Origin of the sequence: Corynebacterium sp., assembly GCF_052107835.1 — a bacterium.
Lineage (GTDB): Bacteria > Actinomycetota > Actinomycetes > Mycobacteriales > Mycobacteriaceae > Corynebacterium.
The window spans coordinates 1-15,338 of record NZ_JBQEDF010000069.1; the positions used below are offsets into that span (position 1 = coordinate 1).

Annotated in this window: 16 protein-coding genes and 2 tRNA genes; 6 read left to right on the forward strand and 12 right to left on the reverse strand. The window is 68.2% G+C overall.

Features of this window, described 5'->3' with window-relative positions; translation table 11 throughout:
- Positions 1 to 142 precede the first annotated feature (142 nt).
- From ACTIL2_RS13760 to pabB, 5 genes are all read right to left on the reverse strand, one after another.
- Positions 143 to 1,093: an MsnO8 family LLM class oxidoreductase gene (locus ACTIL2_RS13760; protein ID WP_442338041.1), complete on the reverse strand. Its 951-nt coding sequence runs from the start codon at positions 1,091 to 1,093 to the stop codon at positions 143 to 145.
- Positions 1,094 to 1,155: 62 nt separating this feature from the next.
- A tRNA-Asp gene (locus ACTIL2_RS13765) sits at positions 1,156 to 1,229 on the reverse strand.
- A 4-nt stretch (positions 1,230 to 1,233) separates the two neighbouring features.
- Positions 1,234 to 1,306 (reverse strand) — tRNA-Glu (locus tag ACTIL2_RS13770).
- Between the two features lie 132 nt (positions 1,307 to 1,438).
- Positions 1,439 to 2,161 carry a YggS family pyridoxal phosphate-dependent enzyme gene (locus ACTIL2_RS13775; protein ID WP_442338042.1) on the reverse strand — a complete coding sequence of 241 codons (723 nt, stop codon included), beginning with the start codon at positions 2,159 to 2,161 and terminating at the stop codon, positions 1,439 to 1,441.
- Positions 2,162 to 2,191: 30 nt separating this feature from the next.
- Positions 2,192 to 4,303 carry an aminodeoxychorismate synthase component I gene (gene pabB, locus ACTIL2_RS13780; RefSeq protein ID WP_442338043.1) on the reverse strand — a complete coding sequence of 704 codons (2,112 nt, stop codon included), beginning with the start codon at positions 4,301 to 4,303 and terminating at the stop codon, positions 2,192 to 2,194.
- 63 nt (positions 4,304 to 4,366) lie between these two features.
- Between pabB and ACTIL2_RS13785 the strand changes: the two genes are divergently transcribed.
- Positions 4,367 to 5,260, forward strand: a complete 894-nt coding sequence (locus ACTIL2_RS13785; protein ID WP_442338044.1) for an alpha/beta fold hydrolase — start codon at positions 4,367 to 4,369, stop codon at positions 5,258 to 5,260.
- A 30-nt stretch (positions 5,261 to 5,290) separates the two neighbouring features.
- Here the strand turns inward: ACTIL2_RS13785 and ACTIL2_RS13790 are convergent, their stop codons facing one another.
- The 5 genes from ACTIL2_RS13790 to ACTIL2_RS13810 all read right to left on the reverse strand — a co-directional run bounded on the left by ACTIL2_RS13790 (position 5,291) and on the right by ACTIL2_RS13810 (position 9,942).
- On the reverse strand, positions 5,291 to 5,557 hold the full coding sequence (locus tag ACTIL2_RS13790; protein WP_442338045.1) for a metal-sensitive transcriptional regulator: 267 nt from the start codon (positions 5,555 to 5,557) through the stop codon (positions 5,291 to 5,293).
- Positions 5,558 to 5,707: 150 nt separating this feature from the next.
- On the reverse strand, positions 5,708 to 6,184 hold the full coding sequence (locus ACTIL2_RS13795) for a hypothetical protein (RefSeq protein ID WP_442338046.1): 477 nt from the start codon (positions 6,182 to 6,184) through the stop codon (positions 5,708 to 5,710).
- Positions 6,184 to 8,595, reverse strand: a complete 2,412-nt coding sequence (gene ppsA / locus ACTIL2_RS13800; RefSeq protein ID WP_442338047.1) for a phosphoenolpyruvate synthase — start codon at positions 8,593 to 8,595, stop codon at positions 6,184 to 6,186. The genes ACTIL2_RS13795 and ppsA overlap by 1 nt, the downstream gene beginning before the upstream one ends.
- Before the next feature lie 13 nt (positions 8,596 to 8,608).
- Positions 8,609 to 9,430: a pyruvate, water dikinase regulatory protein gene (locus ACTIL2_RS13805; RefSeq protein WP_442338048.1), complete on the reverse strand. Its 822-nt coding sequence runs from the start codon at positions 9,428 to 9,430 to the stop codon at positions 8,609 to 8,611.
- Between the two features lie 62 nt (positions 9,431 to 9,492).
- Positions 9,493 to 9,942 (reverse strand): MarR family winged helix-turn-helix transcriptional regulator, encoded by a 450-nt coding sequence (locus ACTIL2_RS13810; protein ID WP_442338049.1) that lies wholly within the window; start codon positions 9,940 to 9,942, stop codon positions 9,493 to 9,495.
- Between the two features lie 119 nt (positions 9,943 to 10,061).
- Here ACTIL2_RS13810 and ACTIL2_RS13815 point away from each other — a divergent pair, with 119 nt between their 5' ends.
- Positions 10,062 to 11,087 carry an MsnO8 family LLM class oxidoreductase gene (locus ACTIL2_RS13815; RefSeq protein WP_442338050.1) on the forward strand — a complete coding sequence of 342 codons (1,026 nt, stop codon included), beginning with the start codon at positions 10,062 to 10,064 and terminating at the stop codon, positions 11,085 to 11,087.
- A gap of 23 nt (positions 11,088 to 11,110) precedes the next feature.
- Positions 11,111 to 11,533 carry a nuclear transport factor 2 family protein gene (locus ACTIL2_RS13820; protein ID WP_442338056.1) on the forward strand — a complete coding sequence of 141 codons (423 nt, stop codon included), beginning with the start codon at positions 11,111 to 11,113 and terminating at the stop codon, positions 11,531 to 11,533.
- On the opposite strand, the gene ACTIL2_RS13825 is transcribed toward ACTIL2_RS13820, so the two are convergent.
- Positions 11,514 to 12,503, reverse strand: coding sequence for a bile acid:sodium symporter family protein (locus ACTIL2_RS13825; RefSeq protein WP_442338051.1), 990 nt, complete (start codon positions 12,501 to 12,503; stop codon positions 11,514 to 11,516). The two genes, ACTIL2_RS13820 and ACTIL2_RS13825, sit on opposite strands and share 20 nt — an antisense overlap.
- A 154-nt stretch (positions 12,504 to 12,657) precedes the next feature.
- Here ACTIL2_RS13825 and ACTIL2_RS13830 point away from each other — a divergent pair, with 154 nt between their 5' ends.
- From ACTIL2_RS13830 to ACTIL2_RS13840, 3 genes are all read left to right on the forward strand, one after another.
- Entirely contained in the window at positions 12,658 to 13,005 is a 348-nt protein-coding gene (locus ACTIL2_RS13830; RefSeq protein ID WP_442338052.1) for a PadR family transcriptional regulator, read from the forward strand.
- Complete coding sequence (locus tag ACTIL2_RS13835; RefSeq protein ID WP_442338053.1) at positions 13,002 to 13,994, forward strand: HAAS signaling domain-containing protein; 993 nt, start codon at positions 13,002 to 13,004, stop codon at positions 13,992 to 13,994. The genes ACTIL2_RS13830 and ACTIL2_RS13835 overlap by 4 nt, the downstream gene beginning before the upstream one ends.
- Positions 13,995 to 14,087: 93 nt before the next feature.
- Positions 14,088 to 14,645, forward strand: coding sequence for an LppP/LprE family lipoprotein (locus tag ACTIL2_RS13840; RefSeq protein WP_442338054.1), 558 nt, complete (start codon positions 14,088 to 14,090; stop codon positions 14,643 to 14,645).
- Positions 14,646 to 14,660: 15 nt separating this feature from the next.
- On the opposite strand, the gene ACTIL2_RS13845 is transcribed toward ACTIL2_RS13840, so the two are convergent.
- Positions 14,661 to 15,149 (reverse strand): NUDIX domain-containing protein, encoded by a 489-nt coding sequence (locus ACTIL2_RS13845; protein WP_442338055.1) that lies wholly within the window; start codon positions 15,147 to 15,149, stop codon positions 14,661 to 14,663.
- Between the last annotated feature and the right edge of the window lie 189 nt (positions 15,150 to 15,338).

A 15,338-nucleotide genomic window follows, 5' to 3' on the forward strand; every position in this document is an offset into this window, starting at 1 on the left:
CTCGCGACCTCCGCCGTGACAGGGCGGCGCGCTAACCAACTGCGCCACAGGGCCAAACATGCGTGATCACCCGACCGCGGTCGAGTGCCGTGCACGAAGGCATACTGTACACAGCACCACCACCAACAAACAAACCCACAGTTCAGGACGTCCCCGACCCCGCAGCACCGGCGATCAGCCCGTCACTGCGCCGCTGTCCGTCGAGGTCGGACATCCCGCCCGTGACCAGGACCTCACCGACCCCACGCTGTTCCAGCGCCGTCAGCTCGGCGGCGACCTCGTCCGGCGTGCCGTGGATCGTCGCCTCCAGGCCACGGGCCACCCTGCGCCGCTGCTGGGCCGTGAGATCCGCCTCGTCGAGCTCCTCCACCGGACGCAACGCCCCGAAGCTCCCCGTGGTCCGCGACAGCACCTGCGCCCACACCTCCGGCAGGACCAGGCCCCTGGCCTCCTCACGTGTCGCCGCGACCGCGACCGGAGCGGAAACGATGGCTCTGCCACCCGCCACGTCCGACGCCGCCCCCACGGCGCCAGGGCCACCCAGAATCAGCCCCAGACCCCGCCCACGGGCCGCGGCGACGGTCTCGGGGGAACCACCGCTCAGCAGGTACACCCTCGGGCAGGAGTGCAGTGTGGGACGCAGGGTGACCGGTGCCGTGCCCCGGAGGTAGCCCAGGAGCTCGTCCAACGCGTCCAGGTAGCCCTGACGGGCGGCGGACGCGTCCTCGTCCTGCCGCAGTGCCCTGCGCACCGGAGCGGTGAACCCGGCCGACGATCCGATGCCGATGTCGACCCGGCCGGGGTACAGCGACTCCAGGACCGCAACTTGCTCGGCGACAACGAACGGCACGTGGTCCGGCAGCATGACGCCCGCGGTCCCGACGCGGATCGACTGTGTCGCCTGGCCGACAGCGGCGGCCAGCACCGTCGGCGCGCTGCCGGCGATACCGGGGACGCCATGGTGCTCAGCGACGAGGAAACGGTGGTAGCCGAGGTCCTCTGCCAGGCGCGCCCGGTCCACGATCTGCCGGAGGACACCGGAATCCGGACACCCGACGACATTGTTGGCCCGGTCGAGCAGGGAAATGCGCATGGGGCCATGGTATGACACAGCAGCGGGCGCACACCGTGATGGTGTGCGCCCGCTGCATGATGCGACCCTGACGAGACTTGAACTCGCGACCTCCGCCGTGACAGGGCGGCGCGCTAACCAACTGCGCCACAGGGCCAATGTACTCCCAACGGGATTCGAACCCGTGTTGCCGCCGTGAAAGGGCGGAGTCCTAGGCCACTAGACGATGGGAGCCCTACCTCTACCAGAATCAGGCGTACACACACCCTGGAGGGCGTGTCCGTGTCCGCTTCTGACCGGCAGCGCTGTTAAGAATAAAGCACGTACCCCGGATTCACCAACACGGGCACGAACAAGCAGGTCACACTAGTGATCGCCGTAGTCCCGCGCGCCGAAGACCGCGGTGCCGACGCGTACGCAGGTCGCCCCCTCGGCAATGGCGGCGGCAAAGTCCCCCGACATGCCCATGGACAGCTCGGTCAGCAGGTCCGGGTCGACCACCGCGTCCTGCCGGGCCCCCTCCAGTACCCCGCGCAACTGTGCGAAGCAGCGGCGGGTCTCCGATTCACCACCGCCGTGCGTCGCGACCGTCATGAACCCGCGGACACGCAGACGGTCACACCGTGCGGCTGTCTCCAGGATGGGACGCACGTCCTCCGGCGCCGCCCCCGTCTTCGCCTCCTCGCCGGAGGTGTTGACCTGGACGAGCACATCGAGGCTCCGGTCCGCGTTCTCCAGCCGGCGCTGCAGCGCCTCAGCCACGCGCACCGAGTCAAGGGCCTGGAACTCCGAGGCGTGTTCGGCGACGATCCTCGCCTTGTTGGTCTGCAGGTGCCCGATCGCCACCCACCGCACCGACAGTTGTGCCAGTTCCACGGCTTTGCGCTGGAGCTCCTGCGGCTTGTTCTCCGCGAGCTCATGCAACCCGGCGTCCACCGCGGCCCGCAGCCGGTCCACCGGCACGGTCTTGCTCACCGGCAGCAGCCGGATCCCGGCGGGATCGCGTCCCGAGGCCACAGCGGCGGCGTCCACCTGTTCACGGACGGCGTCGAAGGCGGCCCTGATGTCCGCGGCATCCTCTCCACTCATGATCCACGACCTTATCCGAGAATGCCCGGGTCACCCCAGACCCAGCACCGGCGCCGACTTCACGACCGTTTCCTCGTACTCCCCGTCCGGGTCGGACTGGGCCACCACGGCACCGCCGACACCGTAGGTCAGCCGGTCGGTGTCCCCACCTGTCCCCTCGGAGATCAGCGTCCTGATCACCACGGACAGGTCCACCGCACCGTCCAGCGAGAAGTAGCCGACCGCGCCGCTGTACACCCCGCGTGGGCCGTCCTCCAGCTCCTCCAGGATGCGCATGGTGCGCTGCTTAGGTGCGCCGGTCATCGACCCCGGGGGGAATGCCGCACGCACCGCGTCCACCCCGGTGAAGCCTTCGCCGAGCCGCGCGGTGACGGTGCTGACCAGCTGGTGGACCGTGGCGTAGCTTTCCACGCTGAACAGCTCGGGCACCTGCACCGTGCCGGGCTCGGCCACCCGGCCCAGATCGTGGCGCACCAGGTCGACGATCATCAGGTTCTCGGCACGGTCCTTCTCGCTGGCCTGCAGCTCCGCCCGGATCCGCAGATCGAGTTCCTCGGAGTCGCCCACCGGGCGGGTCCCCTTGATCGGTGAGGACATGACGGTGCCGTCGGCATCCACCCGCAGGAATCGCTCCGGGGAGGTCGACATCACCGTCACCCCGGGCAGCCGCAGGTAGGACGCGAACGGGGCCGGGTTGTCCCGCCGCAGCCGCCGGTAGAGGTCGAGGGTGTCGGGGGAACCGTCCGGTGTGGCGGTCAACGTCGTGGTCAGGCAGGCCTCGTAGGTCTCACCCTCCCGGATGAGCCGTTGGATCTCACGGACCTTCCCCGTGTAGTCCCCACGGTCGTGCATCGCGGTGTCGAGGGTGCACGTGTCCCCGGGGTCCACCGTCGCTGTGCCGGCGCAGAGTCTGCGGATCAGCGCGGCGGTCTTCTCCCGCCACGCGGTCTCCGCGGCGGTCGCCCAGGGGCCGGCGTCGCGGACGCGCGGCCGGTCGAGGAACAGCAGGTGCGCCTCGGCGTACCGGTGGTCGATCACCACCGCACGGTCGAGGAAGACCAGGTTCGCGTCCGGCACGGTGGACGCACGGGTGTTCAGCGCCCCCTCACCGTCGGAGCACTGTTCCTTGACCCCGTAGCCGAGGTAGCCGACCCAGCCCAGCCTGAATCCGAACCCCGTCTCACCGTCGCGGTCGCCGGCGAGGTCCTCGTCCAGTCCCCCGCCACGGATGTTCCACCGGGCGAGATCGTCCCGCAACCAGGTCAGGACGTCCTGCTCGACCACGCTGACATGCTCTCCGCGGGTGACCGTCACCGTCCCCTCCCCGACGCTGGCCGTGGCGACGGCGGCCGACGGACCGGCGTTGCGGCCGTCGGCGGCACCCATGACGGTGAACCTGGCGCGGGAGTCCCCCGCCCGGTTGCCGTCGAGCCAGACGGCGTGGTCGGCGTCCCCGAACATGGCGCGGAACAGGGTCTCCGCCATGGCGCGGGTGTCCGCGCCGACCATCGGCACCACGTGGTCGTGGACGCGGCGCACCCGACCATTGTCGCGGGTGAGCTGGGCGAAGTTGGCGAGGAGTTCCGGGCCGTGCAGCGTCTTCACCGACTCGGGGTGGAACTGCACGCCCCACAGGAGTTTGCCGGGGACGCTGAGTCCCATGATCGTCCCGTCCTCGCTGCGGGCGTCGACGGTGATGCCGGAGGGCACGTCCAGGACGGCCAGGGAGTGGTAGCGGACCACCTCGAACGGCTCGGGGACGCCGGAGAACAGGCCCCGTCCGTCATGGGAGACCTGCGACATCCGACCGTGGACCGGCTCCGGGGAGGCTCCGACGGTGCCGCCGTACATGTGCGCGATGAGCTGGTGGCCCAGGCAGATCCCGAGCACGGGGGTCCGGCGTTCGACGGCGGCAGCGACCACCCCGGGGCCGATACCGACGTCCACCGGATGCAGCGGGGTACCGGGCCCGGGCGAAATGACCACGTTGTCGAATGATTCGAGCAGGTCGGGGCCCTGGATGGCCCATCCTTCCCAGTCATTGGGCACGACCACCGGCGACATGCCGTTGACCCTGGTCAGGTCGTGGACGAGGTTCCAGGTGAAGGAGTCGTGATTGTCGATGAGCAGGGTTCGGATCACGCATGCCAGTCTATCGCGGCGAAACCCGTGCGCAGGGCGCAGCGCCGGACGTATGTTCAGTACATGAGTACTGCCTCACCTGACACCACCCACCACCGGCACACCCAGGGCAGCCCCGCATGGCTCACCACACGTGACGGTCGCCGGCTGTTCTCTCAGTCCCTGGACGGTCCCTCCCGGGACGGCGTGACCGTCGTCTTCGAGGCCGGCGCCGCAGCGAACCGGTCCGTGTCAGCGGACGTGCAGACCCGCGTCGCCGCCATGGACGGCGTTGCCCGGTCGGTGGTCTACGACCGCTCCGGACTGGGCCGTTCGGCCCCGGACCCCGACGGCAGGACGCTGTCCCGGATGGCCGACGACCTCAATGACGTCCTCGACCGGCTCGGGGGATCCTCCTTCGTCCTGGTCGGACATTCGGCCGGCGGGCCCCTGGTCCGCCTGGCCGCGTCGAGGCACCCCGGGCGAGTCGCCGGGCTGGTGCTCGTCGACCCGACGGACGAGGCGATCGGCGAGATGGGCTCCCCCTGGTTCCGGGCACTGGAGCTGGTCGTCGGCAACCTCTCCCTGCTGCTGGCGAAATTGGGGCTGGTGCGACGGATGTTCGCCTGGCTGATGGATGCCGCCCCGGCCGACGATGTGCGCGGGGATATGGCCGCCGAGGCGTTCGGGCCGGAGGTGTTCCGGACGCAGCTGACCCAGTCCCGGACGTTCATGCCGGAGGTGAGGACGTGGCGGTCGACTCCGCCGGACCTCGGGGACATCCCTGTGACAATCGTCGCCGGGGCGAAGCCGGGGGACGGTATGAGTGAGGGGAACCGCCGCTCGGCGCTGGCGGCGTACGAGCAGCGGGCGGCAGCCTCCAAGAACGGGCGGCTCGTCCTGGCGGAGAACTCCGCCCACTATGTCCCGGTCACCGACGCCGGGCTGCTCGCCGAGGAAATCGGACGGTTGTGCTGAGGGTCTCGGGGCGAAGCATTGCTGGCACCCCTACGCCAGTGAGAGGAACAGCTTCTCCATCTCGTCCTCCCAGCCGTCGGGCGTGTCCGCGGCATCCCGGCTGGCGTAGTCCCGCATCCCGCCTGAGATCGCCTTCACCCCGGCGCGGTCCACCGCCCGGGACACCGCTGCCAGCTGGGTGACGATCTCGCTGCACTCCCGGCCGTCCTCGATCATCGAGATCACGCCTTCGAGCTGTCCACGCGCCCGTCGCAACCGGGTAGCCACCGCGTCCGAGGTTTCATCGTTGAGCTTCACTGCATAACTCCTGGAGATAAAGATCGTAGTGTGAGGGGTATCGCTATCCGGCCACTATACGCATGGGCGTACCCGGCGCGCCCGACGAGCCACCCGGTACATGGCGTTCACCTCCCCGGGGTGCCTCCCGCATCCCCCTGCAGGGAGCCCTCACCGCCCCCAGATCCGGAATACGTCCCCCGCGACCAGAAGCCGCCACGGAGTCCCCCCGGTGCCGTCGGCGTCCCCGCCACGCACCAGCCAGGCACCCGTCATGTCCGCGTCGATGAACTCGGAGAGCGGAACCACGTCCCGCGTCCCCACTGCACCGACCACCGCCGCGTACTCCGCCGAATCGTCGACCAGCCACCGCGCCCAGTCGAGCCCCGTCTCGTGGAGCCACCCGGCCTCCTCGTCACTGACGGTCTCGTCGATGAACAGGGACGCCGCATGCGCCCGTGTCCGTCCCCGGGGATCGGGGAGCCACACCGGTGTGTGCCAGACCTGCCCGGCCACACCGGTGTCCACGGCGTGGCGCCAGAGCGCTTCCGCCCTCACCGACGACTGGGTGGCAGGCCCGGGGATCTCGACGTGGGCGACGAAATCCCCGGGGTTCCGCCAGGGAGGAACCGGTGACCTGTCGGGCATTACTCCCCCGCCAGGGACAGCCAGGTCTTCACCACGGTGTCCGGGGTCAGGGACATCGACTCGATGCCCTGCTCCACCAGCCAGCCGGCGAGCTGCGGCGAATCCGAGGGCCCCTGGCCGCAGATCCCCACGTACTTGCCCTTCTCCACGCAGGTGCGCACGACCGAACCGATGACCTTCAGCACCGCCGGGTCGTTCTCGTCGAAGTCATGGGCGACCAGGTCGGAGTCGCGGTCCACGCCGAGCACCAGTTGGGTCATGTCGTTGGAGCCGATGGAGAAACCGTCCACGTGCTCCAGGAACTCCTCGGCCAGCAGGTAGTTCGACGGCACCTCGCACATCATCACGACCTTCAGACCTCCCTCCCCCGCGCCCTCGCCGCGCGTGAGTCCGTGGGAGGACATGACCTCCAGCACGTCCTGCAGTTCGGGGACGTTGCGGACGAACGGGATCATGATCCGCACGTTCGTCAGTCCCATCTCCTCACGCACGCGGCGCAGTGCCTCGCACTCCAGGGCGAAGCAGTCGCGGAACTCCTCGGAGACGTACCGGGCGGCACCCCGGTACCCGATCATCGGGTTCTCCTCCTTCGGCTCGTACTTCTCGCCGGCAACGAGGTTGGCGTACTCGTTGGTCTTGAAGTCGGACAGCCGCACGATCACCGGCTTCGGGTCGAAGGCCGCGGCAATCGTCGAGACGCCCTCGACCACACGCCGGATGAAGAACTCCTCCGGGGACGGGTAGGCCGCGGTGATCGCGTCCACCTCCGCCTGCAGTTCCGGTTCCAGGGTGACCCGCTCCAGCAGTGCGCGAGGATGCACGCCGATCTGCCGGTTGATGATGAACTCCATGCGCGCCAGCCCCACGCCGTTGTTCGGCAGCGAGGAGAAGGCGAAGGCCTGGTCGGGGGTCGCCACGTTCATCATCAGCTTCACGGGGATGTCGGGCATGGCGTCCAGCCGGGTCTCCTTCTCCTCGAAGGGCACCTCGCCGCGGTAGGCGCGTCCGGTGTCGCCCTCGGCGCAGGACACCGTGACGGACTCCCCGTCGGGCAGCGTGGACGTCGCGTCGCCGGTGCCGACGATCGCGGGGACGCCCAGTTCGCGGGCGATGATCGCGGCGTGGCATGTGCGTCCGCCACGCTCGGTGATGATCGCCGAGGCCCGCTTCATGATCGGCTCCCAGTCCGGGTCGGTGATCTCGGCGACCAGCACATCCCCGGTGTGCATTTTGTCCATGTCCTTGATCGAGCGCAGGACGCGCACCGGACCGGCGCCGATGCGCTGGCCGATGGAACGGCCCTCCGCCAGGACCTCGGCGGAGTCGGCGGCCCTGCGGTCGATCTCGAAGCGGGACAGCACCTGGCCGCCCTCGCCCCGGCGCGACACGACGGTCTCGGGACGCGCCTGCAGGATGTAGAGCTGGCCGTCCAGCCCGTCGCGCCCCCACTCGATGTCCATCGGACGGCCGTAGTGCTCCTCGATGGCCACGGCGTGGCGGGCCAGCTCGGTGACCTCGTCGTCGGTGATGGAGAACTGCCCGCGGTCGCTGTCGTCCACGTCCTCCCACCGGGTCGCGGACTCGGCACCGGTGCCTTCGGCGTAGCGCATGGCGACCGCCTTCTCACCGACGGTGCGGGACAGGATCGCGTCCTTCCCGGACCGGCCGTCCTTGACGGCGGGCTTGTGCACGTAGAACTCGTCCGGGTTCACCGCACCCTGCACCACGGCCTCGCCGAGGCCGTAGGCGGAGGTGATGAACACTGCGCGGTCGAATCCGGACTCGGTGTCCACGGTGAACATCACGCCGGACGCCCCGATGTCGGTACGGACCATCCGTTGGACGCCGGCGGACAGGGCGACCTCGTCGTGGATGAAGCCGTGGTGGACGCGGTAGGCGATCGCCCGGTCGTTGTACAGGGAGGCGAAGACCAGCTTCACCGCCTCCAGGACGTTGTCGATGCCGCCGATGTTCAGGTAGGTCTCCTGCTGGCCGGCGAAGGACGCGTCCGGCAGGTCCTCGGCCGTCGCGCTGGACCGTACCGCCCAGGTGACGTCCCCGGGGTGCGTGTCGTTGGCCACGAGGTCCTCGTAGGCGTCGCGGATGTCGCGCTCGAGGTTCTGCGGGAAAGCCTGCTCCAGGATCCAGCCCCGGATCTGCTCTCCGCGGACCGACAGCTCACGGACGTCCTCGATGTCGAGGTCGGCGAGGGTTCCGCTGATCCTCTCGTCGAGTCCGTTGACGGCGAGGAAGTCGCGGAAGGCGTCGGCGGTGGTGGCGAAACCACCGGGGACGCGGACGCCGGCGTCGGCGAGGTTGACGACCATCTCACCGAGGGAGGCGTTCTTGCCGCCGACCTGGGGGACGTCGTCCATGCCGAGCTGGTCGAAGGGGATGATGGTGGAGGACATGGTGTGGGTCCTTTCAGTTGTGCCGCAGGTCCATGGTCGAGAGGATGATGCTGGACATCTCCTCGACACTCATGGCGTGGGAGTCGATGTAGGGGATGCCGTTGCTCTTGTAGAGGGTTTCCGCCTCGCGGAGTTCGGTGCGGCAGCGGGCGAGACTGGCGTAGCCGCTGCCCGGTCTTCGTTCGCCGCGGACCTGGCTGAGACGCTGGGCGGTGGTGGTCAGCCCGAACAGCCGGTCCCGGTACGGGCGCATGGATTCGGGGAGTTCGCCGGGACGGTCGTCCTCGGTGAGCGGGTAGTTGGCGACCCGCAGTCCGTGCTGCAGTGCGAGGTACATGGCCGTGGGGGTCTTCCCGCAGCGGGACGGGGCGATGATGATCAGGTCGGCGCTGCCGATACGGCGCAGGGAGGCGGCGTCGTCGTGTTCGATGGTGTACTCGACGGCGTCGATGCGGTCCAGGTAGCGGGCCTGGTCACCGACCCGGTGGTACGCGGTCGCCGACGCGCTGCGTGGGGCGTCGAGGACCCGTTCCAGCTGGACGAGGTGCGCACCGAGCAGGTCGATGACTTCACAGGGCGCCTGGAACATGGTGTCCGCGACCTCGGCGTCGCGCACGGTCACGAAGACGATGGGTGTCTCCCGCGCCCCGGCGGAGATGTCGGCGATCTCCTGGACGGCCCGGCGGGCGTGCTCGACGGTGTCGACGAAGGGGAGGACGCGGCGCGCGAAAGGGGTCCCGGGGAACTGCGCGAGCAGGGCGTTGCCGAGCGTCTCGGAGGTGATCCCCGTGCTGTCCGAGATGAAGAAGACGAGTCGCTCCGTGCCGTGTGCCACCCCCCTACGATATCAGCGGGCTCTGTTGGCCGGTGTGGTGTTCCACCCCTGGAAAGGGGCGGTTACGTCGACGGTGCCAGGTGGTGCGCAATGGAGCGCAGCGTGTGCTCCGCCCCCGCCAGCTGATCCGGCCCGACCCGCTCCACCGCGTCCCGGAGGATGTCCCGCCGGGCAGCGTGGATGTTCCCCAGCGCGGCCTCCCCCTGCGGGGCGATGCTGATCCGGAAGGCACGGGCGTCGGACGGTTCACGTTCCCGGCTCACCAGCCCCTGCGCCTCCAGATTCTTCAGCCGGGGGGTCACCGTCGACACGTCCACCCCCTGGCAGGCGGCGATGTCCGAGACCCGGACCGGCCCGTCGCTGGCGAGGTACTCCAGCAGCGACCAGGACGCCGGGGGCAGGTCGAACCCGGAGATCCTCGCGAGGTTCCCCGTCACTGCCCGGTCCGTCAGCAGGCGGATCACCTCCGCCAAGGACCGCTCCATACTGTCCAGCACCCTGTCGTCGACCATGGCGCCGATCGTACCTGTCCGGTCGCCGATATAACTGGTTGGAACCATCCAACTTTTTCCGTAGCGTGGGGGGACACCCGCAATGCAGTGACCGAAGCACACGCAAGGAGCACCACACCATGAAGTTGTCCATCGTTGACCTCGGAACCGTGGCCCCCGGAACCGACGAGAAGCAGGCCCTGTCCGATTCCCTGGAGAACACCCGCCACGCGGAGGAACTCGGATTCCACCGCGTATGGTTCGCCGAGCACCACTTGTCCCGGTCCGGGGCCTCCCACCACCCCGAACTGCTCATTGCCGCCGCAGCGGCACAGACCTCGACAATCCGCCTGGGCTCCGGCGCTGTCCTCATGAACAACTACAGCCCGTTCAAGGTCGCCGAGATGTACAAGCAGCTCGAAGCCATGGCACCGGGGCGCATCGACCTGGGCATGGGACGGGCAACCTCGGGCCCGGTCATCGACACCGCCCTCCAGCAGAACCGGCAGCAACCGGCCCAGCCGGATCACCAGCAGCAGATCCTCGAGACCCTCGCCTGGCTCTACGGGGCCTTCCCTGAGGACCACCCGTTCCGTGGACACCCGCTCATGCCGTCGGTGACCGAGAACCCGGAGACCTGGCTGCTGGGGTCGAGTCCGAACAGCGGGAACCTGGCTGCGGGCCTCGGCATCGGGTATACGTTCGCCGGTTTCATCAACCCGACCAAGGCCGCGGAGGCGTTGCAGAACTACCGCACCAACTTCACGCCACAGGGTTTCGGGATCGAGAACCCCCGGGCGATCCTCGCCGTCAATGTGGCGGTCGGCGAGACTGAGGAGAGCGGCCGACACCTGGCGTACTCCCCGAAGGGCTACTACTCCGCCCTCGGCCGTGCAGGACGCAACGCCGGCAGCGTCATGGTCCCGCTTCCCGCGGATGCGGAGCGGGAAATGTCCGCAGCGGAGAAGGAGGAGCCGACGTGGATCGCCGACGGGCGCTGGCCCAAGTTCGTCGCCGGCGGCCCGGAGAGTGTCCGCACCACCCTGGAACAGATGGTGGAGGAGAGCGGCGCCGACGAGCTGATGATCCAGGACCTGATCGCCGACCCCGTCGCCCGGCGCCGGTCCCACGAGCTCCTGGCCGACGCGTTCGGACTGACGGGGTGATCGCGGTGGTTTTCGAGGACTATGTGGGGATCATGCAGACCATCGCCCGTTACGGGCATGCCCTGGACGCGGGGACGGTGCCGATGTCGCACGTCCTGACCGACGACGTCGTCTTCGATTTCACGGAGGCTGGCGTCAACGGCGAACCGGGGCCGGTGGTGTCCGGACTGGACAATGTCCTGCTCACGATGACGGGGTCGACCTCCGACCCGTTCAGTACGAGGACCCCCGGTTCCCGTCCTGCCCTGTCACACCACACCACCAACAGCGAGGTCATCGCCGACCGGGGTGACGAGGTCGATGTACGCAGCAAGTACCTTCGTCTCGGGAACACGCAGCCGGGTCCGATGCCGGTACTGATCGGCCAGTACCTCGACACGCTGCGGCGGACCCCGGAGGGCTGGCGCATCAGCCGGCGTGCCGTGATCATCCACGGTCAGGGGTGAGGGGCCGGCGGCGGACGATGGCCACGTAGATTGCGCCGGTGATGTTGTGCACCACGGCGGCGACGGCACCGGGCAGCGCGGCCTCGGGACTGAAGAACCGCCCCGCCATCCCCGAGGCGAGCCCGGCCGACTGCGTCCCTATCTCGGTGGCCATCGCCCGGTTGGCTCTGGCGGGGAGTTTGAACACGCGTCCCGCGGCGTACCCCAGGACGTAACCCAGGACGTTGTGGATGATCACTGCCACGAAAACGATCACGCCGACCTTGGCCAGGGCGTCGGCGTTGTTGGCCACAGCAGGGAAGACGACTCCGCCGATGCCGACGATGGAGATCCACGGCAACGCCGGCATGAACGGGTCAAGGTACTTGTCGGCGACGAACGTCCTGATCAGCAGGCCACCAACGACAGGCAGCAGGACGGTCTGCGCCAGCGTCCAGGCCATGCCGGACGCGTCGACATCGGTGCGGGTATCGGCCAACAGCAGCATGAGGGTCGGGGTCATGATCGGCGAGAGCAGGGTGGAGACGCTCGTCATCGACACGGACAGCGCCACATCGCCCTTCGCGAGGAAGGTGATGACGTTCGAGGACGTACCCCCGGGCACTGAACCCAGCATGAGCAGGCCCACGGCGAGAACCGGATCCAGATTCAGGAGCCACGCGACGAACACCGCCAGCGACGGCATCACCACGAACTGCGCGACCACGCCGATGATGACGGGGACGGGACGCTTGGCGATCATCCTGAAATCCGGGACGGTCAGCGTGAGCCCCATGGAGAACATGATGATCATCAGGAAGATGTTGATGTAGTCCGTGAGCGGCTGGAACGGGGCGGGGAAGAGGAAGGCGACCACCGTTCCCGCGAGGATGAACAAAGGGAACCCGAGGACAACGAGGGTGGCCGAACGGTCCCCCTCCTGCCCGGTCCTGCGCCGCTTCCCCGCTGTGCTGATGGTTCCTTCGGTCATTCCTTGTTCCTCTCCTCGGCAAAACAGTGTCGAACGTCCCCTTTGTTCTAACGGTTCCCCCTCAATAATCCCAATCAGCGACTTAGTTATCTCATTCGCTGGGACGGGCTACTGGCTCTTGTCATAGTGTGTGACACACAGTATAGTGTGACACATGGATGATGCGCAGAGCAATGCACTGGCCACCCACCTCCAGGAACTGAGGCGGGGAACGGTTGTGCTGGCGTGCCTGAGTGCCTGCCGGGACCCCCAGTACGGCTATTCGCTCCTGAGTTCCCTCGCCGCGTCCGGCATCCACACGGAAGCCAACACCCTCTACCCACTGCTGCGCCGACTCGAGAAGCAGGGCCTGCTCGCCGCCGAATGGAACACCGACGAACCCCGGCCACGGAAGTACTACACCCTCACCGGGGACGGGGCCTCCGCCGCCGAGGCCATGCGCACCGAATGGCTCACCCTGACTGACAGCCTCACGGACCTCTGGAAGGACCCCACCCCATGAACGCCACACAGAACCCCCCACTGACCTCCAGCTACATCGACACCGTCCTGCGCAAGCTCCCGGAGGACTCACGCGACGACATCGCGCAGGATCTCTCCGGCATGATCTCCGACCTCGTCGACGCCCGGTCGGAGGCGCAACCGGGGTCCGACCCCGCCGGGATCGAGCGGGACGTCCTGACCGAACTCGGCGACCCCGCCGTCCTCGCCCAGCGCTACTCGGGACGTCCGCGCTACCTCATCGGCCCCGAGCACTACCCGGTCTACATCCGCATGATGACGCTGATCCTGCCGATCGTTGCCGTGCTGTCGCTGCTGGCCAACGCCATCAGCTACTACCTGACAGCGGAAGAACCCCACATCGGCGCACTCATCGGTGTCACCATCGGAAAGACCGTCGTCCCCGTGCTGGCGGCCTTCGCCGCCATCACGCTACTGATCGGCATCGGCGAGAGAGTCCTCCCACCCCGCGACCTGAGGAACATCGGGGACACGGTTGGAGCATCCGCCACCACGTGGAGCGTCGATGACCTGGACACCAGCCGCCACACCCGGGGAAACCAGGCCCCGGTCCGCGCCGAGGCGGTCCTGAATATCGTGATGCTGGCGCTGCTCGCCGTCATTCCGCTGCTGACGACCCCGTTGTTCTACATCGGTGACCTCAACAGCGGGGAGACCTTCGTCAACCCTGACCTGCCGACCGTCTGGCTCGTGGGTTACTGGGCACTCCTCGCCGTACTCGCCGGGATCAATGTGTGGAACTACCGCATCCGTCGACTCACTGCGGCGTCCGTGGCATCCGGAATCCTCGCGGATGCAGTGCTCGCCGTGCTGGTCACCGTTGCTTTCCTGACGCAGGACGTCCTGCACCCGGGCCTCGCGGCCGAGATCGACGCGTCCTGGTGGAACTGGGCGGTTGTCACCGCGGTCTGGGTGATCTTCCTCTGGGACCAGATCAACACGGTGAAAACCTACCGTCAGCAGGGATAGGTAACGGTCGCAGGCGCGCTGTCGGTCGCTCTAGGTGTAAGGCCTTGCAGGAACATTGACCACTCTCCATCTCTGTCGGAAAGGAGTCACACCATGAATTACCGACAGCGCACCACACGTCATCCGAAGATCCTCGCAATCACCACGGCCACCCTCCTCGCCCTCGGCGGGGCCACGGTCGGCACCGCCACCAGCAGTGCGACACCACCTCCCCCGCCGCCGGACTCCGTACCGGTGCCCCCGCCGCCCTCTGCTGGCGAAGCAGCCCAGATCGCTGCGGACCGGACTCCGAACGCCGCCGGCTTCGGGCCATGGACGGCCGCCGGGGCGGACACCAGGGCCTACGACCCCGCACTGCCGTTCTCGGCGATCGTCCTCAATGTGGCGGGCGGGACAGGCAGCTCGCCACAGCAGGTCGCCCTGTTCGACCACGGCGCCTACATCGGCACCACTGTCCCGGAGGCCTACCCGAACCAGGACGTGACCCGTGTCGCGGACAACATCATCCAGGTGGACTACCGGTTCCCACTCCCCGATGATCCCAATGCCGACCCGAGCGGCGTCTCAACATCCCACTACATCCTGTACCCGCAGGACATCGCCCGGACCGGGGCACTCCCGCCGGTGGGCGCCGTCCCGCCGGTGCAGTAGGACGGGCCACCGGACCTAATGCCGCACCAGCCCGCCCACGGTCACCGGAGGAACATGACCGGAGGGCGGGCATTCGGCGACCAGGGTCAGGCCGATGTCCACCAGCCCGCTCCGGGACAGGGTCTCCACGTCATCGCGCGGCACCCACGTCGGGGTCACCGTATCCCCGGAGGGTTCTGCACGGAGTTCGTCCCGGGTCAGCTCAACCTCGTAGAAGATGCCGACATTCTGGTGCGGCACACCGCGGATCGCTTCGTCCTGCGGAATGACCCGGGAATCCACACCCAGCAGGCGGACAACCCGTGAGGTGCAGCCGGTTTCCTCGGCGACCTCGCGGGTCACCGCAGCGAACGGGTCCTCCAGAGGCTCCACGCCACCGCCGGGTAACGTCCAGGTCGCCTCACCCTCATTGTCTTCGACCGCAACCAGCAGTACCGCACCGTCGCGTACGCACACCGCGTAGGACGCCAACCGGAATGTGGTGCCTGATGTCGGGGAGGTCATCAACAGCAGTCTAGTGGGGTGAAGCGGGGTGATTTGCTGGCGCTCCGTGCCGGAGTGCCCTTGCAACGTGTCGACCGCCCTCACGACCTGTCGGGTGAATTCCGTTAACCCGACCATGTGCGAGGGCTGTGAACAGCCTGCGATGGCAGCCCTGCAGCGCCGAGCTGTACTGGGTCAGGATGAGGGCCA